The organism is Pseudomonas sp. Z5-35 (assembly GCF_051131945.1).
In the GTDB taxonomy this organism is placed as follows: domain Bacteria; phylum Pseudomonadota; class Gammaproteobacteria; order Pseudomonadales; family Pseudomonadaceae; genus Aquipseudomonas; species Aquipseudomonas marvdashtae.
On record NZ_CP071640.1, the window covers coordinates 4,179,429 to 4,197,171 of the forward strand.

At 60.5% G+C, this 17,743-nt stretch carries 17 protein-coding genes and 1 pseudogene; 6 read left to right on the top strand and 12 right to left on the bottom strand.

All coding sequences use genetic code 11. From position 1 onward, the window contains the following. Positions 1-44: 44 nt before the first annotated feature. The 3 genes from ccoM to J3P95_RS19140 all read right to left on the bottom strand — a co-directional run bounded on the left by ccoM (position 45) and on the right by J3P95_RS19140 (position 901). Positions 45-161 carry a cytochrome c oxidase subunit CcoM gene (gene ccoM, locus J3P95_RS19130; RefSeq protein ID WP_276568887.1) on the bottom strand — a complete coding sequence of 39 codons (117 nt, stop codon included), beginning with the start codon at positions 159-161 and terminating at the stop codon, positions 45-47. A 145-nt stretch (positions 162-306) separates the two neighbouring features. Beyond that, complete coding sequence (locus J3P95_RS19135) at positions 307-468, bottom strand: hypothetical protein (RefSeq protein WP_434580079.1); 162 nt, start codon at positions 466-468, stop codon at positions 307-309. Between the two features lie 91 nt (positions 469-559). Then, positions 560-901, bottom strand: coding sequence for an aspartate-semialdehyde dehydrogenase (locus J3P95_RS19140; RefSeq protein WP_434580077.1), 342 nt, complete (start codon positions 899-901; stop codon positions 560-562). A gap of 247 nt (positions 902-1,148) precedes the next feature. Here J3P95_RS19140 and rapA point away from each other — a divergent pair, with 247 nt between their 5' ends. Further along, complete coding sequence (gene rapA, locus J3P95_RS19145; RefSeq protein ID WP_434558301.1) at positions 1,149-3,995, top strand: RNA polymerase-associated protein RapA; 2,847 nt, start codon at positions 1,149-1,151, stop codon at positions 3,993-3,995. A gap of 74 nt (positions 3,996-4,069) precedes the next feature. Here rapA and J3P95_RS19150 read toward each other — a convergent pair whose 3' ends face one another. The 4 genes from J3P95_RS19150 to J3P95_RS19165 all read right to left on the bottom strand — a co-directional run bounded on the left by J3P95_RS19150 (position 4,070) and on the right by J3P95_RS19165 (position 7,980). Next, the gene (locus J3P95_RS19150) at positions 4,070-4,909 is read right to left on the bottom strand and encodes a cache domain-containing protein (protein ID WP_434558302.1); all 840 of its coding nucleotides are present in this window, start codon (positions 4,907-4,909) and stop codon (positions 4,070-4,072) included. Between the two features lie 131 nt (positions 4,910-5,040). Then, positions 5,041-5,922, bottom strand: a complete 882-nt coding sequence (locus J3P95_RS19155) for an ATPase (RefSeq protein ID WP_434580075.1) — start codon at positions 5,920-5,922, stop codon at positions 5,041-5,043. Positions 5,923-6,029: 107 nt separating this feature from the next. Further along, positions 6,030-7,022, bottom strand: a complete 993-nt coding sequence (locus J3P95_RS19160; protein WP_434580073.1) for an NAD-dependent epimerase/dehydratase family protein — start codon at positions 7,020-7,022, stop codon at positions 6,030-6,032. 58 nt (positions 7,023-7,080) lie between these two features. Beyond that, positions 7,081-7,980, bottom strand: a complete 900-nt coding sequence (locus tag J3P95_RS19165; RefSeq protein ID WP_434563905.1) for a LysR family transcriptional regulator ArgP — start codon at positions 7,978-7,980, stop codon at positions 7,081-7,083. A 90-nt stretch (positions 7,981-8,070) separates the two neighbouring features. On the opposite strand from J3P95_RS19165, the gene J3P95_RS19170 reads away from it, so the two are divergent. The 4 genes from J3P95_RS19170 to J3P95_RS19185 all read left to right on the top strand — a co-directional run bounded on the left by J3P95_RS19170 (position 8,071) and on the right by J3P95_RS19185 (position 13,356). Continuing rightward, a complete protein-coding gene (locus tag J3P95_RS19170; RefSeq protein ID WP_434558305.1) occupies positions 8,071-8,673 on the top strand; it encodes a LysE/ArgO family amino acid transporter in 603 nt (200 codons plus the stop codon). Positions 8,674-8,847: 174 nt separating this feature from the next. After that, positions 8,848-9,444: a superoxide dismutase gene (locus tag J3P95_RS19175; RefSeq protein WP_186635411.1), complete on the top strand. Its 597-nt coding sequence runs from the start codon at positions 8,848-8,850 to the stop codon at positions 9,442-9,444. Between the two features lie 310 nt (positions 9,445-9,754). Further along, positions 9,755-11,806, top strand: a complete 2,052-nt coding sequence (locus tag J3P95_RS19180) for a putative bifunctional diguanylate cyclase/phosphodiesterase (protein WP_434558306.1) — start codon at positions 9,755-9,757, stop codon at positions 11,804-11,806. A gap of 206 nt (positions 11,807-12,012) precedes the next feature. Then, on the top strand, positions 12,013-13,356 hold the full coding sequence (locus tag J3P95_RS19185) for an imelysin family protein (RefSeq protein WP_434580071.1): 1,344 nt from the start codon (positions 12,013-12,015) through the stop codon (positions 13,354-13,356). 219 nt (positions 13,357-13,575) lie between these two features. On the opposite strand, the gene J3P95_RS19190 is transcribed toward J3P95_RS19185, so the two are convergent. The 3 genes from J3P95_RS19190 to J3P95_RS19200 form a co-directional block, all read right to left on the bottom strand. Further along, entirely contained in the window at positions 13,576-14,811 is a 1,236-nt protein-coding gene (locus J3P95_RS19190; protein WP_434580069.1) for an RNA polymerase sigma factor, read from the bottom strand. Between the two features lie 91 nt (positions 14,812-14,902). Next, entirely contained in the window at positions 14,903-15,247 is a 345-nt protein-coding gene (locus J3P95_RS19195; protein WP_434558309.1) for a YciI family protein, read from the bottom strand. 56 nt (positions 15,248-15,303) lie between these two features. Continuing rightward, positions 15,304-15,738 (bottom strand): YybH family protein, encoded by a 435-nt coding sequence (locus J3P95_RS19200; RefSeq protein ID WP_434580067.1) that lies wholly within the window; start codon positions 15,736-15,738, stop codon positions 15,304-15,306. Positions 15,739-15,879: 141 nt separating this feature from the next. On the opposite strand from J3P95_RS19200, the gene J3P95_RS19205 reads away from it, so the two are divergent. Beyond that, on the top strand, positions 15,880-16,395 hold the full coding sequence (locus J3P95_RS19205) for a GNAT family N-acetyltransferase (protein ID WP_434580066.1): 516 nt from the start codon (positions 15,880-15,882) through the stop codon (positions 16,393-16,395). Here J3P95_RS19205 and J3P95_RS19210 read toward each other — a convergent pair. After that, positions 16,382-16,870 carry a GyrI-like domain-containing protein gene (locus J3P95_RS19210; RefSeq protein WP_434580063.1) on the bottom strand — a complete coding sequence of 163 codons (489 nt, stop codon included), beginning with the start codon at positions 16,868-16,870 and terminating at the stop codon, positions 16,382-16,384. The two genes, J3P95_RS19205 and J3P95_RS19210, sit on opposite strands and share 14 nt — an antisense overlap. Before the next feature lie 79 nt (positions 16,871-16,949). Then, a pseudogene (locus J3P95_RS19215) lies at positions 16,950-17,613 on the bottom strand (LysE family translocator). Between the last annotated feature and the right edge of the window lie 130 nt (positions 17,614-17,743).

The window sequence follows — 17,743 nt, forward strand, 5'->3', positions numbered from 1 at the left end:
AAGTCGCCCAAAATGCCTTGCGTGCTCGTTGTCGCTGGAAAGATCTACAGCTTCTTGCGCTTGTGTGCGTCTTTCCAGATGAATAATCCAAAACCTGCGAAAAACACGAACATGAGGCCGACCGTCAACACACCGGCAAACACCACATTATCGAAAAACATGACTGGCCTCCTGGTCTTGCCCTTGTTTCGTTGGAGCCAAGGTAACCAATCAGGCCTGGATAAAAATTGACCGGCGTCAATAACGCTCGTGACTGAGCGAAATGGAGGGGGAATAACTGATCTGTATCAATGGATCGGGGGGGACTCAGCGCTTTTTCGGTTTGTTTTTAGATTTTTTCTTGGATTTGCTCAAAGGCATGGCCTGCTCGAAAGCCTGGCGGACTTCATTGAGGCGTTTATCGTTGAGGTCGTGAACGCGCTTGGCGCGCTCAGCACAGAGGTCGATCAGCTTGTCTTCTTGGCTCATGGCGTGTCGGCATCGTACGGTGAGTTGCGGATGCGCCCATGATGCGGGCTGTCGTCGAGCTTGACCAGCCTGTCGGTTCGGTACGCCTGGATCAGATCTGAATATCGACCCAGAGGCCCTGGCGCGACTCCCCCTCCACCAGCGGCGCGACCGGCACAGTGTTGTCGGCGTTCAGTTCCGTACCCGGTACAGCCAAGTGTTCCTCGGGATCTTCGTCGGCTTCCTGGCGGCGCCTTTGGCGTTCCTGCTGGCGGCGCTGTTCCTCACGCAGCAGCAGCGCGGTTTCTTCCGGGTCACGCTTTTGCAGGTCGATGGTGCTTTCGCTGGAGCTTTTCTGCACCGGGACCACGGGCGGTATGTCCGGTCGCTGGCGGACCGGATCCTGTTGCGCGGTAACGGGTACGGCGCTCAAAGGAAGCATGGGTGGCAACATAAAGGTCTCCTGTCTTCAGGTTGTCGGCTGTGGTGGATGCAGCTTGAACCGCTGGTCTGAAACTTGTGACCTAGTTGGCATTATGCCCTGCCCACACACAAGCTTCTTTGATCCCTAAGCAAGGTTAAGTTCCCTTCGGAGGAAGAGTACGCACGCTGTATGAGGCCAGGATGCGTGCGTAAATCCTTTGGTCTGACGGCTCATTCCGTTAAGATAGCCGGCTTTTTCACGGCGGGAGTCAGGCAGCATGGCGCAGCAGTATCAACCGGGGCAACGCTGGATCAGTGACAGCGAAGCCGAGCTGGGTTTAGGCACCGTTCTGGCACAGGACGGCCGCTTGTTGACCGTGCTCTATCCGGCCACTGGCGACACCCGCCAGTACGCGCTCCGGAATGCGCCCCTCACCCGTGTACGGTTTTCGCCGGGCGATGTGATCACTCACTTCGAAGGCTGGAAAATGACCGTGCGCGAAGTCGATGACGTCGACGGGCTGTTGGTCTATCACGGCCTCAACGGACAGAACGAAGTCGTAACCCTGCCGGAAACCCAGTTGTCGAACTTCATCCAGTTCCGTCTGGCCAGCGACCGTCTGTTCGCCGGCCAGATCGACCCGCTGGCCTGGTTTTCCCTGCGTTATCACACGCTGGAACACACCAGCCGGCAGTTGCAGTCGTCGCTCTGGGGCCTGGGTGGCGTACGCGCCCAACCGATCGCCCATCAACTGCACATCGCCCGTGAAGTGGCCGACCGCATCGCGCCCCGGGTGTTGCTGGCGGACGAAGTGGGCCTGGGCAAGACCATCGAAGCCGGCCTGATCATCCATCGGCAACTGCTGTCCGGCCGCGCCAGCCGCGTGCTGATCCTGGTGCCGGAAAACCTCCAGCACCAATGGCTGGTGGAAATGCGCCGACGTTTCAACCTGCAGGTTGCGCTGTTCGACGAAGAACGCTTCATCGAAAGCGATGCCAGCAACCCGTTCGAAGACACCCAACTGGCGCTGGTGGCGCTGGAGTGGCTGGTGGAAGATGAGAAAGCCCAGGACGCGCTGTTCGCCGCCGGCTGGGACCTGATGGTCGTCGATGAGGCGCATCACCTGGTCTGGCATGAAGACCACGTCAGCCCGCAATACGCGCTGGTCGAACAGCTTGCCGAAACGATCCCGGGTGTATTGCTGCTGACCGCAACCCCAGAGCAATTGGGCCAGGACAGCCACTTTGCCCGTCTGCGCCTGCTCGACCCGAACCGCTTTCATGACCTCAAGGCCTTCCGCGCCGAGAGTGAAAACTATCGCCCGGTGGCCGAGGCTGTCCAGGAACTGCTGGACAAAGGTCGCCTGTCGCCCGGAGCCCACAAGACCATCCACGGTTTCCTGGGGAACGAAGGCGAAGCGTTGCTGACCGCCGTCAATGACGGTGATATCGAAGCCAGCGCCCGCCTGGTCCGCGAACTGCTGGACCGCCACGGCACCGGTCGCGTGCTGTTTCGCAATACCCGCGCCGCCGTACAGGGCTTCCCCGAGCGCAAGCTGCACGCCTATCCGCTGCCGTGCCCGGACGAATACCTTGAACTGCCATTGGGCGATCACGCCGAGCTGTACCCGGAAGTCAGCTTCCAGGCCCAGCCGGACGCCAGTGAAGAAGAGCGCTGGTGGAAATTCGATCCGCGCGTCGAGTGGCTGATCGATCAGTTGAAAATGCTCAAGCGCACCAAAGTCCTGGTGATCTGCGCGCACGCCGAAACCGCCATGGACCTGGAAGACGCCTTGCGCGTGCGCTCCGGCATCCCGGCCACGGTGTTTCATGAAGGCATGAACATCCTTGAGCGAGACCGCGCGGCCGCCTATTTCGCCGACGAAGAGTTTGGTGCCCAGGTGCTGATCTGCTCGGAAATCGGCAGCGAAGGTCGCAACTTCCAGTTTGCCCATCACCTGGTCCTGTTCGACCTGCCGGCGCACCCGGACCTGCTCGAACAACGCATCGGCCGCCTGGACCGGATTGGCCAGAAACACACCATCGAGCTGCACGTGCCCTATTTGGAAACCAGCCCGCAGGCGCGGTTGTTCCAGTGGTATCACGAAGCGCTGAATGCCTTCCTCAACACCTGCCCGACCGGCAACGCCTTGCAACACCAGTTTGGCCCGCGCCTGCTGCCCTTGCTGGAAGAAGCCGATGACGGCGAGTGGCAAGCGCTGATCGACGAGGCGCGCGCCGAGCGTGAACGCCTGGAAGCCGAGCTGCACACCGGCCGCGATCGTCTGCTGGAGCTCAATTCCGGCGGTGCGGGAGAAGGTGACGCATTGGTAGAAGCCATATTCGAACAGGACGACCAGTTCGCCCTGCCGATCTACATGGAAACCCTGTTCGACGCCTTCGGCATCGACAGCGAGGACCATTCCGACAACGCGCTGATCCTCAAGCCGAGCGAAAAAATGCTCGACGCCAGTTTCCCGCTGGGCGACGACGAAGGCGTGACCATCACTTACGACCGCAACCAGGCGCTGTCCCGCGAAGACATGCAATTCATCACCTGGGAGCACCCGATGGTGCAAGGCGGCATGGACCTGGTGCTGTCCGGCTCCATGGGCAACACCGCCGTGGCGCTGATCAAGAACAAGGCACTCAAGCCCGGCACCGTGTTGCTGGAATTGCTCTACGTCAGCGAAGTGGTTGCCCCGCGCTCGCTGCAACTGGGCCGCTACCTGCCACCGGCCGCCCTGCGCTGCCTGCTGGACGCCAACGGCAACGACCTGGCTGCCCGGGTCTCGTTCGAGACCCTGAACGACCAGCTCGAAAGCGTGCCCCGCGCCAGCGCCAACAAGTTCATCCAGGCCCAGCGTGATCAGCTATCACCACGGATCAATGCCGGCGAAGAGAAGATCATCCCGCGCCATGCCGAGCGCGTGGCCGAGGCTCAACGCCGCCTTGCAGCCGATACCGAAGAGGAACTGGCACGTCTGACCGCGCTGCAAGCGGTCAACCCTACCGTGCGCGATAGCGAGCTGGAGGCTTTGCGTCAGCAGCGCGAGCAAGGGCTGGCGATGCTGGAGAAGGCTGCGTTGCGGTTGGAGGCGATTCGGGTGTTGGTGGCGGGCTGATTTCGGCGGTTTTTGGGTGTGTATATCCGTATCTTCGGTAACGGATATACACCCAAAACCCCAGCCACCCAGCCTCAAGGACTGTAATACCCCACCGCCACCAGCAAATGCCCCGCCTTCTTCAAATAGGCATGCTTGTTCTCGACCTTCCCCGTTACCGGATTCTTCCAGCGATACTCATACTCCCCCGCATCCTGCTTACCGATCATGGCCAATATCGGCTCGCCCACCGGCTTGCCCGCCGGATCCTTGACCTTGGCAAAATCAGTATTGATCAAGCGCAGGTTGGTGCCATGACCGACATAGCGTCGGGTATCAAGGTCGACGACAAAGACATACAGGTCATCCTCAAGATAGCCGCCCTTGAGAGCGTTGATCGCCGTCAGCGTCGCTTTCTCGTTTTTCAACAAATCGGCCGACGCCTTGTCCAGCAGCGCCCTGGCCTGTTCGGCAGAGGCCCGAGGCAGGTAATAGCCGACCGCGAGGATTCGCTCGCCGACCCGCTGAAAGTACACATGCTTGCGCTCGACCTTGCCGTCGGCCCAGTTCTGCCAACGGTATTCAGCCTGCTGGATACCGCTGGCTTCAGGGGTTTTCAGTGCGTCCTTGAAGGCCTTGCGCAACTCCGGCCCCAGCACCTCGGAAACGTCTCGCCCGATCAATGCTGACGAGGGACCGCCGCTGGCGAGCATCACGCCTTGGGTGTCGACCACGAACACGTAGCGGTCCTTGTCGACGAACTCGCCTTGGCGGCTGAAGGCGGCGAACGCATAGTCGCCGTAGTCGTCATAGTAGGCCAGGGCCTTTTCCAGCAGTGCCCGGGCTGCCTGACCGTCGTCCGGAGTGGCGGCCTGGACCTGTGTTACCAGAAACAGCAACGCCGTCAGCCTGGCCATCTTTCGAATCAATCCCATGCGCGCGCCCTCGTTCTTGTTGATGTTTCAAGAGCGTAGACGGCGCGGGGTGATGTGGGAGTATTCAGGGGATTGTTGCGAGGCAAGCGCAAACCTGTGGAAGCGAGCTGGCTTCCACAGGTTCCAGAGCGTCACTGGGCCCGGTTGCTCAGTTGCTGTTGCAGGTACTGGATCTGCGATTGCAGGGTATTGATGTTACGCGTGACCTGGCCACGGAAGGCATCGAACTCCGCGGCAGAGCCGCCCGAACGATTCTCCTGTTGGCTCTTGAGCACGATCATGTCCTGTTCCAGGCGCTCGATGGCCGAGTTCGAGGTGGCTCTTTTCAGAGCGGTGATGTCGGCACCGATGCTCTTGAGCTGGGCATCCAGCGCGCCGCCCTCGCCTTGGTTCTTCAAGGCTGCCATCTCCGCCGCCAACGTCTTGACCTGGGCCTGAAGCTGGGTATTGGCTGCTTGCAACTGGGTGTAGGCGTTCTGCTGTTCGGAGTCTTGGGCGATCATCTGGGCCAGCTGCTTGTCCAGGTCGGCAGATGGACCGAACGCGCCTTGCAGGAGTTTGTACTGTTCTTGCAGCTTGCCTTCGAATTGCCGTGCCTGCTCCTGCAGCTTGTTATCCAACTGTTTGATCTGCAATTTCAACGCTTCACTGTCGCTCATCACGTTGGACTGCCCGGCGACGACCTTGCCGGAAATGTCCTGCAAGCGTCCCGCCGCGTCCTCACTGATCCGGGCGAAACTTTCCTGGGTAGCGACCAGTTGCTGCTCCATCAGGGAAATCTGCTGGAAGCTCCACCACGCCAGGAAGGCCAATGCGCACAGTAGGGCACCGACCAATGCCCACAGCGGCCCAGTGCTCGGTGCCTTGACTTTGGCCGCCGCAGCGGGTGCCGGACGCGCTTGCACGCGGGGCTCGCGGTTGGTCGGGAAGTCATCGTCATCGGGAATGTCGGCCCGCATCCGCAGGCTCGGTACATCATCGAAGTCGTCGTCGGCATCGTTACGCATGGGCATGGGTTCAACCTTTGGAAAACCGGTAATGGCTCGGTGCAGCGAGTATAACCCCCGCAACCGCCGCACCCATTGACCCCGAACTGGGCACTCGGTTCATGACGGACCGATCAGCGGGCATCTTGGACGCGCCACCAAGCGCAAAATTCATCGAGGGCGGCCCACAAACTGACCTGCGGATCATAATCGAGATAATGCCGCGCCCGACCGATGTCCAAGGTGAAATTCCTGTTCATGACCTGCATGCCCAGGCGCGACAGCGTCGGCTCGGGGCGGCCGGGCCATAACGCGCAGAAACCTTCATTCATGGCCGCGACACTGTAGGCCAGCCCGTAGGAGCGATAACGCCTGACCTGTGGGACCTCCATTTGTCGCATTACGTAATTGACCACGTCCCACAGCGGGACCGGCGCTCCGTTGCTGATGTTGTAGGCCTTGCCCAAGGCTGAATCGGTGGCCAGCAAGCTGCTGAGCAGCGCTTCGTTGAGGTTCTGTACGCTGGTGAAATCGACCTTGTTCAATCCGTTGCCGACGATGGCCAGTCGCCCCTTGCGCTGCATCTTGAGCAGCCGCGGGAAGACGCTCATGTCGCCGGCCCCGGTGACGAAACGCGGCCGCAAGGCCAACACTTCCAGGCCGAACTCCTGGGCGCCGAAGACCTTCTGCTCGGCCAGGTACTTGGTGGCGGCATAGGGATGCTTGAAGCGTTTGGGCACTTGCTCTTCGGTCAACGCGAGGTGATCACGACCGTCGAAATAAATGGACGGCGATGAGAGATGCACCAATCGCCGGACCTTCTGCTTCAGGCAAGCCTCGACGATGTTTTCGGTGAGTTGGACGTTGCCCTGGTGGAAATCCTGATAGCGTCCCCAGACGCCCACCGAACCAGCGCAATGCACCACGGCATCGATATCGCGACACAGATCACGGGCCAGTATCGGGTCGACCAGGTCACCCTCGATGAATTCGGCGCCGCGCCGGACCAGATGCTCGACGCTTTCGGCCCGGCGGCCATTGACCCGAACATCCAGGCCTTGCTCCAAGGCAAAACGCGCAAAGCGTCCGCCAATGAAGCCGCTTGCGCCGGTGACCAGAATTTTCATGTGGTGCTCCTAAAAATCAGTTTCGAGCTACAAGCCAAGAGCTGCAAGCCATACGACTTCAACTCACTGCTTGCAGCGTGCTGCTTGTCGCTGCGATCAATTGTTCGGTCAGCAAACCGAGCAACTGTCCGCCGTTGCGCCAATGATGCCAGTACAGCGGCACGTCGATCGGCTTATCTGCCAGCAATTCCATCAACTCGCCTCGCTCCAACTGCTCGCGCACTTGCAGCTCAGGCACCAGGCCCCATCCCAGCCCGGCTTCGATGAGGCGAATGAAGCCTTCGGACGAAGGACACAAATGGTGCTCGAAACCGCCTTCGACGCCGAGGGACGCCAAGTATCGGTGCTGCAGGAAGTCGTCCGGGCCGAACACCAGGGCTGGCGTGCGCGCCAGCTGATCGGCGCGCACCCCTTCAGGGAAATGTCGAGTGATGAACGCAGGGCAGGCAAGCGCACGATAACGCATCGCCCCCAGCAATACGCTGCGGGCCCCGGCCACCGGGCGTTCGCTTGCGCAGACACACGCCGCTACTTCGCCGGCGCGCATTCGCTTGAGTCCGACAGTCTGGTCTTCCACCACCAGGTCGAGCAACAGATGCTGTTCTGCACAAAAAGCCCCCACGGCGCCGGCCCACCACGTGGCCAGGCTGTCGGCGTTCAATGCAATCCGCAGGCGCTCCGGCAACCCTTCCTCATCCAGCGCCGGCACCAGGCTTTGCAGGTCACGTTCCAGTAGCCGGACCTGTTGCACATGGTTGAGTAACCGGCGGCCGATTTCGGTAGGCGCCGGCGGCGTGACGCGCACCAGGACGGGCTGGCCGACCCGTGCTTCCAGGAGTTTTATCCGCTGGGAGATGGCCGACTGCGACAATCCCAGCACCTGCGCGGCACGCTCGAAACCAGCCTGTTCGACGACGGCCGCCAAGGCAGAAAGCAGTTTGTAATCGAACATCAGTATTCCTAATGGGCAATCAGCAGTATTGGTTTTTCTTATACATCCCCGCACTGGAGAATGACCAGCATTGCAAACACTCAAAGGGAAGAACTCATGTGGCAAAGTTACGTCAACGGGCTGCTGGTGGCGCTTGGATTGATCATGGCGATTGGCGCCCAGAACGCCTTTGTGCTGGCCCAGGGCCTGCGGCGTGAGCACCACCTGCCGGTCGCCGCGCTGTGCATCACCTGCGATGCGCTATTGGTCGCCGCCGGAGTGTTCGGGTTGGCGACGCTGCTGGCTCAAAGCCCGCTGCTGCTTTCGATCGCACGATGGGGCGGCGCGGCGTTCCTGCTCTGGTACGGCAGCCAGGCGCTGCGTCGGGCGTGTTCGAAACAGAGCCTGCAGCGCAATGAAAAACACGTCACGCGTTCACTGCGAACCGTGCTGCTCAGCGCCTTGGCGGTCACGCTGCTCAACCCCCACGTCTATCTCGACACGGTGTTGCTGATCGGCTCCCTCGGCGCCCAGCAAAGCGTTCCCGGTGCCTATGTAGCGGGTGCGGCCAGCGCCTCGCTGCTTTGGTTTTCCACCTTGGCGCTGGGCGCCGCGTGGCTGGCCCCTTGGCTAGCCCGACCCAGCACGTGGCGAATCCTCGACCTGCTGGTGGCACTGATGATGTTCACCGTGGCGGTGCAGCTGATCGTCTCCGGCTGATATTCCAAACCGCTCTGGAACCTCTATTCCACACAGTTGTTGCGTGGTTATGCCGCACCCCCGGTGCTATGATCCGACTCCTGCGCCGCAAAGAGTACAAACTCCCCGGCGCTAGTCTGGCCGCCCGTGATCGGCCTTGCGCTCACCGCAACTGACCTGATTAGGAGAATCACCATGGCTTTCGAATTGCCGCCGCTGCCCTATCCTCACGATGCACTGCAGCCGCACATCTCCAAAGAGACTCTGGAATACCACCACGACAAGCACCACAACACCTATGTCGTGAACCTGAACAACCTGGTGCCTGGCACCGAGTTCGAAGGCAAGACCCTGGAAGAGATCGTCAAGACTTCCTCGGGCGGTATCTTCAATAACGCCGCTCAGGTCTGGAACCACACCTTCTACTGGAACTGCCTGGCGCCAAACGCCGGCGGCCAACCAACCGGCGCACTGGCTGAAGCCATCAATGCTGCCTTCGGTTCGTTCGACAAGTTCAAGGAAGAATTCAGCAAGACGTCCATCGGCACCTTCGGTTCCGGCTGGGGCTGGCTGGTGAAAAAGGCTGACGGATCCCTGGCCCTGGCCAGCACCATCGGCGCCGGCAACCCGCTGACCAGCGGCGACACCCCGCTGCTGACCTGCGACGTCTGGGAACACGCCTACTACATCGACTACCGCAACGTTCGCCCGAAATACGTCGAAGCGTTCTGGAACCTGGTCAACTGGAAGTTCGTGGCTGAGCAGTTCGAAGGCAAAGCCTTTACTGCCTAAGCTTTGATGCCAGGAAAAAGGCGCTTTTCCCGAGAGGGCAAAGCGCCTTTTTTTTAAGCTCGCTCTCTCGATCCCCAGCAGTAGGCACATGACCTCGCGTCCGAAATCCAATAAAAAATCCCGCCAAGCCTCAAGTTGCAGGCCTTTCCAACCGAAACAATGGTCGTAGAGTAATAACTCTGTAGACACCGTATAACGGCCAGGCTTCAGGCGAAAACCCTTGTGTTTGATTGTCCCTTTGACTGACATCACAGGATTGCCAATACTCATGGCAACTTGACGCTATCCGCACGAAACAAGGAATCCATCTTTGAAGCTGGAACTTAAAAACAGCTTGTCTGTGAAGTTGCTCCGGGTCGTGCTCCTCTCGGCGTTGATCGTTGGCATGATCTTGAGCTGTGCCCAGATCGTATTCGACGCCTACAAAACCAACCGTGCCGTAGCTGTCGACGCCCAGCGCATCCTTGATATGTTCCGCGATCCTTCTACCCAGGCGGTCTACAGCCTGGATCGGGAGATGGGCATGCAGGTCATCGAAGGGCTGTTCCAGGACGAGGCCGTGCGCATGGCCTCCATCGGCCACCCTCGCGAAACCATGCTTGCCGAAAAAACCCGGCCCTTGCAGCACTCCGAAAGTCGCTGGCTGACCGACCTGATCCTTGGCCAGGAACGAACCTTCACCACACAACTGGTGGGCCGCGGCCCCTACAGCGAATATTACGGCGACCTGAGCATCACGCTCGATACCGCGACCTACGGCCAGGGCTTCATTATCAGCTCCGTTATCATTTTCATTTCTGGAATGCTGCGCGCCCTCGCCATGGGCCTGGTGCTGTACCTGGTCTATCACTGGCTGCTGACCAAGCCGTTGTCGCGGATTATCCAGCACCTGACCGAAATCAACCCTGACCGCCCCAGCGCACACAAGATCCCGCAACTGCGAGGCCATGAGAAGAACGAGCTGGGCCTATGGATCAATACCGCCAACCAGCTCCTGGCCTCCATCGAGCGCAACACCCATCTACGCCACGAAGCCGAGAACAGCCTGTTGCGCATGGCGCAGTACGACTTCCTGACTGGCCTGCCCAACCGCCAGCAACTGCAACAACAACTCGACAAGATCCTGGTGGATGCCGGACGCCTGCAACGTCGCGTGGCAGTGCTCTGCGTGGGGCTGGATGATTTCAAGAGCATCAACGAACAGTTCAGCTACCAGACCGGCGACCAGCTGCTGCTGGCCCTGGCTGATCGGCTGCGGGCCCACAGCGGACGCCTCGGTGCGTTGGCCCGGTTGGGCGGTGACCAGTTCGCCCTGGTCCAGGCCGATATCGAGCAACCTTACGAGGCCGCCGAACTGGCCCAGAGCATTCTGGATGACTTGGAAGCGCCGTTCGCACTGGATGACCAGGAGATCCGCCTGCGGGCAACCATCGGTATCACGCTGTTTCCCGAGGACGGCGACAGCACCGAGAAGCTGCTGCAAAAGGCCGAGCAGACCATGACGCTGGCCAAGACCCGCTCGCGCAATCGCTACCAGTTCTACATCGCCAGCGTCGACAGCGAGATGCGCCGCCGTCGCGAACTGGAAAAGGACCTGCGCGAGGCGCTGGCCCGCGGGCAATTCAGCCTGGTGTACCAGCCACAGATCAGTTATCGCGATTTGCGCGTGGTGGGCACCGAAGCCTTGATCCGCTGGCATCATCCGGAACACGGTCTCGTGCCGCCAGACCTGTTCATTCCCCTGGCCGAGCAGAACGGCACCATCATTGCCATTGGCGAATGGGTACTGGACCAGGCCTGCAAGCAATTGCGCGAATGGCATGACCAGGGCTTCGTCGACCTGCGCATGGCGGTCAACCTGTCCACCGTACAACTGCACCACGCCGAATTGCCGCGGGTGGTGAACAACTTCCTGCAGATGTATCGCTTGCCGCCTCGCAGCCTGGAGCTGGAAGTCACCGAGACCGGCCTGATGGAAGACATCACCACCGCTGCCCAGCACCTGCTGAGCCTGCGCCGTTCCGGTGCGCTGATCGCCATCGATGACTTCGGAACCGGCTATTCCTCGTTGAGTTACCTCAAGAGCTTGCCGCTGGACAAGATCAAGATCGACAAGAGCTTCGTCCAAGACCTGCTCGACGACGAAGACGACGCCACCATCGTCCGGGCCATCATCCAGCTAGGCAAAAGCCTGGGGATGCAGGTCATTGCCGAAGGCGTCGAGACGATCGAGCAAGAGGCCTACATCATTTCCGAGGGCTGCCATGAAGGCCAGGGGTATTACTACAGCAAACCCCTGCCGGCACGGGAGCTGGGCCTTTATCTGAAGCAGGCGGAGCGCACCAAGGCCTCCATCGTCTGAATCTTTTGCGCGGCCATTGCTCCGCTCAAGGAGTTGGCAACCAGACAATCCCTACAGACGCCGCCCAAACGCAGCGATCTGCATTATTAAATAAGAAATATTTACAGCCACAGCCCTTTACACATAATGCAAATCTTTCGCATTATGTCGCAGCTTTTGCGCACCCTTGCGCCTGTCCCATTCATCACCGAAGCAGGATGTTCGCCATGATTCGTATGCCTCTGGCTACCGCCAGTCTGTTGGCCATCGCTATTTCCCTCGCCGGTTGCGGCGAAGGCAAAGACAAGGCCGCCGCGCCGCAAGCGCCAACGCCGGCCGCCAGTACCGCTGCTCCGGCTGCCCCCGCTGCCGCTGGCAAGATCGACGAAGCCGCCGCCAAGGCTGTTGTCGCGCACTATGCCGACATCGTCCATGCCGTCTACAGCGATGCCGAATCCACCGCGAAAACCCTGCAAACCGCCGTCGACGCGTTCCTGGCCAAGCCGAACGCCGACACCCTCAAAGCCGCCAAGGCTGCCTGGGTCGCCGCCCGCGTGCCTTACCTGCAGAGCGAAGTGTTCCGCTTCGGCAACACCATCATCGACGACTGGGAAGGCCAAGTGAACGCATGGCCCCTGGACGAGGGCCTGATCGACTACGTCGACAAGACCTACGAGCATGCCCTGGGTAACCCGGGCGCCACCGCCAACATCATCGCCAATACCGAGGTTCAGGTCGGCGAAGACAAGGTCGATGTCAAAGACATTACCCCGGAAAAACTCGCCAGCCTGAACGAGCTGGGCGGTTCCGAGGCGAACGTCGCCACTGGCTACCACGCCATCGAATTCCTGCTGTGGGGCCAGGACCTCAACGGCACCGGCCCTGGTGCTGGCAATCGCCCAGCTTCGGATTACCTGGAAGGGGCAGGCGCCACCGGAGGCCACAACGATCGTCGTCGTGCCTATCTGAAGTCCGTGACCCAACTGCTGGTCAACGACCTGCAGGAAATGGTCGGTAACTGGAAGCCGAACGTGGCCGACAACTACCGCGCCACCCTGGAAGCCGAGCCGGCCGAAACCGGCCTGCGCAAGATGCTGTTCGGCATGGGCAGCCTGTCCTTGGGCGAACTGGCAGGCGAGCGCATGAAGGTGTCCCTGGAAGCCAACTCCCCGGAAGACGAACAGGACTGCTTCAGCGACAACACCCACAACTCGCATTTCTACGATGCCAAGGGTGTACGTAACGTTTACTTGGGCGAATACACCCGCGCAGACGGCACCAAGATGACCGGCGCCAGCCTGTCGTCGCTGATAGCCAAGGCCGATCCGGCCGCTGACACCGCGCTCAAGGCCGACCTGGCCGACACCGAAGCCAAGATTCAGGTTATGGTCGATCACGCCAACAAGGGTGAGCACTACGACCAGCTGATCGCCGCCGGCAACACCGCGGGCAACCAGATCGTGCGCGACGCCATCGCCGCCCTGGTCAAGCAGACCGGTTCGATCGAACAAGCTGCGGGCAAACTGGGCATCAGCGACCTGAACCCGGACAACGCTGATCACGAGTTCTGATCAACGTTGGGCGAATGAGAAAGGCGACCTTCGGGTCGCCTTTTTTGTTTGTTGTCCGCCAGTTCAGAAAACTCAGGAAAACCCCGTGGCGAGGGAGCTTGCTCCCGCTGGGCTGCGCAGCAGCCCTCCTGATTCAACTGACACACCGCGGGGGGCCGCTTCGCGCCCCAGCGGGAGCAAGCTCCCTCGCCACGAATAGGTTCGGATACCTCTGGACTATCAATCCAACCCGGCCAACCTGGCTTCGATAAACCGTCGCTCCGGCAATTGCTGCGTCAGTTCAAGCGCCCGTCCATAAGCCGCCCTCGCCTCGTCCACCCGCCCCAACTGCCGACAGAATTCCGCCCGCGCCGAATGGGCCAGGTGATAGTCGAGCAACTCACCCCTTGCGAGTATCCCCTCGACCAGACTTAACCCTGCCTGCGGCCCATCGCGCTTGGCCAGGGCAGCCGCGCGGTTGAGCTCGATGACTGGCGATGGCATCGCGCGCAACAACACATCGTAGAGGCCAACGATCTGCGGCCAGTCGGTTTCTTGCGCGGTGGCCGCTTCAGCGTGCACGGCGGCAATCGCTGCTTGCAGACAATAGGGTCCGAACCGCCGGGTATTGAGCGCGGCCTCCACCATGGCGCAGCCTTCGGCGATCATCCCTTGATCCCACAGGGATCGGTCCTGCTCGTCCAGCAGAATCAGTTCACCCGTCACCGAGCTTCGTGCCCGGCGTCGCGATTCGTGCAACAGCATCAGCGCCAACAACCCCATGACTTCAGCTTCCGGCAACAACTCCATCAGCAAACGCGCGAGGCGTATGGCTTCGCGGGTGAGATCTTCACGGGTCAATTCTGCGCCCATCGAGGCCGAATACCCCTCGTTGAACACCAAGTAGATCACCCGCAACACACTGTCCAGCCGTTCCGGCAGTTCGGTGCGCGATGGCACTAGATAGGGAATCTTCGCGTCGCGGATTTTCCCCTTGGCCCGCACGATGCGCTGGGCGATGGCCGCCGGCGAGGCGAGAAAGGCACGGGCAATTTCTTCGGTGGTCAAGTCGCACACTTCACGCAGCGTCAACGGCACCTGGGCATCAGCCGCCAGGGCCGGATGGCAACAGGTAAAAATCAGCCGAAGGCGATCGTCTTCCACGTCCTCACCACTCCAATCGGCCTGCTCCAGCTCTTCGAGCTGTGCAACCAGCATCGGCTGGGACGCCGCGAAGCGCGCCCGCCGACGCAGGCTGTCAATCGCCTTGAAACGCCCTGCCGACACCAGCCACGCCCGTGGATTGTCCGGCACACCGTCGCGCTGCCAGCGCTCGACCGCGACGAAGAACGCCTCGTGCAGGGCTTCTTCGGCAAGATCGAAGTCGCCCAGCAAGCGAATCAGCGTTGCCAGGATCCGCCGCGAGTCTTGCCGATAAACCTGCTCGACCCGCGCCTTGACCGCCTCGGCCGGCATCAGTCGGGCATGCCCTGGGCTATCAGCATTTCGAGCCGGCCGACGACCCATTCCAAAGATGCGGGTTTAAGGTTCATGGACACAGTCCTGTTCAGGGATTGAGTTGACGGACCGGCCGGACTTCAACGCAGCCGACCCGGGCCGCCGGAATGTTGCCGGCGACCTGGATCGCCTCGTTCAGGTCCCTGGCTTCGATCAGGTAGAAGCCCGCCAGTTGTTCCTTGGTTTCGGCGAACGGACCATCGGTGATCGACAGCTTGCCGCCGCGCATGCGCACTGTCGTGGCGGTCTGCACCGACTCCAGGGCTTCGGCGGCAACCATCCGGCCGCTGCCCTGGATCGACTCGGCATAAGCCATGCATTCGGCGTCCTCAGGGCTGTCGGGCGAGTTGTGCAGGGCCTGTTCGTTGCTATACACCAGGCATAAATACTTCATGGGTAAGCTCCGTGGTCGAACTGATCGACGAGGATGACAGAAGAAACCGTGGCCAATCAGGGCTGCAAGTCGAATATCGCCGTTCCCGCCATCGGATCGAACGGCGCCGACCAATGTTCATGGGCGATCTTCCATTGCCCGGCCGTACGCTTGTAACAAGCTGTCACGCGCATCCAGCAGGCCTGTTCCTCGCCTTTATCGTTGGTGCCGCCGCAATAGGCCAGCCAATGGGCGAACGCGATGTTCTCGGCCGGCGTGATCTGGACCTGATGGAAATCGAACTTGTGCGGGCCGGGGCACATTTCCATGCACGCCTCCCAATGGGCCCGGTAGGCGACCTTGCCCTTGAATTGCAGGGCCTGGATGGCGTCGAACGAGACGATGTTGTCGTCATAGAGTGCCATGACCTTTTCCACGTCCTTGGCCATGACCGCCTGGCGATAGGTGTCGATCAGCGTCTGGATTTCGCTTTCGGTAGCTTGGGTATTCATAGTGATTCTCCGCAGGTTTTTGTTAGAGACACCCTTTGTCGTTTGGTGAAACAGTGAATCGACAGCCAAACAAAAATAAACCAAAGAAAAATTTTCGCTAGAATTCGAGGCCCATTCTGTCGGCAAACAACGGACGTTCTCGTGACCGCTCAGCTCGTACCTTATGAAGACCTGACCCCGACGCAACAGCAACAGGTCGAAGCCATCGAAATCCACCCTGACCAGATCAAGTTTTCCGGCGATATCCACGGTGCGCTGCATACGCTGCTGTCCAGGCCCGGACCGGGTGTAAAGGGTTTCGCATTGCTGGCTGGCGATGTGCCCGTCGCGTTCTTGCTGCTCAAGCGCCCGCCCGTGCTGCCCGAGTGGGCCGATGAACACAGCGCCACCCTGCATGCCTTGCAGGTCGACTTCCGAGCCCAGGGCAAGGGATACGGCATGGCCTGCTTGCAAGCACTGCCGACGGTGGCCCGCTCGGCGTGGCCGGAAATAAATGGACTGGAGCTTTCAGTCGACGCAGACAATGAAGCAGCGATTGGCCTGTACACGCGGCTGGGCTGGGTCGACAACGGCGAGGCCTATAAAGGCCGTATCGGTTATGAACGGCGGATGCGGCTGGTGTTTGACCAGACGGATCCATCGCTCAGCTCGGTTTGAGGGGTATCCAGATTTCCAGGGTGCCTTCACCGGTCCTGGGATTGAAATCCTCGCTGTAGCGCTCGAACTCAGGCTCGTCCGCCGCTTGGTGGCCGGACTGCGGCAACCATTCTTTCCAAATGTATTGGAAAGTGTCAGGAAGACTCTTCAGCGGCCCTTTGTGTACGAACACGGCGTAGGGCCCGGGCTGGATTTCGATCCAGCGGTATTGCTCAGGCAGGTCGTCGAGCCGACTGATTTCCACGCCGGCGATGTATTCGAAGCCACCCTTGCCGTCCGGGTTGCAACACACACCGTAGGTCACTTCGTCTTTCTGACCTGGCACCTTGCCGAGCCAAGGCAGGAATTTTTCCCAGAGCTGCGGGATGTCCTGGGCGGTGTCCTGGGTAAAACGCGCGCCGAAACCGGCGATGAGCTGAAAGCGTCCCTGTTCAAAGCGCGGCTCGATTGCGTTAACGCGTTTTTGCGTTTCCATTGTTTCAACACTCCGGAAAACTTGAAGTCGGGCTTGGCAGTATAGAAGCCAAACCGTGATTGCCAGGCCGTTTCGCTTGTCAAAGTCCAGGCAGGACGACTGCGGTAGTCTCTCCTACAAACTCGTTGTAACCAGAAACGACCACATAGACCGCGAAATAGCAGAAGATCGCTGCGGATGCCCAATAAGAGTAGCGCAGCAACTTGTCGCCCAACAATTTGCCGCCTTGGGTCGCCGCCAGGCACAAGCCCGCGCTCCACAGCAGCCCGGCACAGAGAAATCCGCCCAGGAACAGCGCCGAGCTGAGCATCGTTCCACCCCCGGAGCGGGCGATGAGCGTCCCGCCCACCGCGGCGAACCAGAGGATGGCGCTGGGGGGACGACATGGCCAGGAAGATCCCGCGGAAAAACTCCTGGCGTGGCGAGTGGCCCCGGACCTCGCCGGCCTCGGCCAGCAACGCGCTGTGATAGATCGCCGAATGCACCATTTTCGCGGCGAAATACAACAGCAGCACCGAGCCGCCGATCCACAGCACCCAGCGCACCGTTTCGTATTGCAGCAGCACGGTCATGCCCGCCAATGCCAGGACCGCGTAGACCAGATCCCCCACGCAGGTGCCCAGGCCCAAGGCAAACCCCTGGAAATAGCCGCGCTGCATCGCCAGGGTGATCATCGCGATATTGGCGACACCGATGTCCAGGCACAGCGAAAGACTCAGCAGGAAGCCGCTGGAAAATTCCATTATTCGTTCCATCAGGATTGGGTATGACGTATTCAACTGCCGACAGGACGCCTTGATGGCCCCACGGCAGCGCCACAGTGTCGTCGAAAATAATTCGGCGCCGCTACTGGACAATCTGACACTGGCCCTA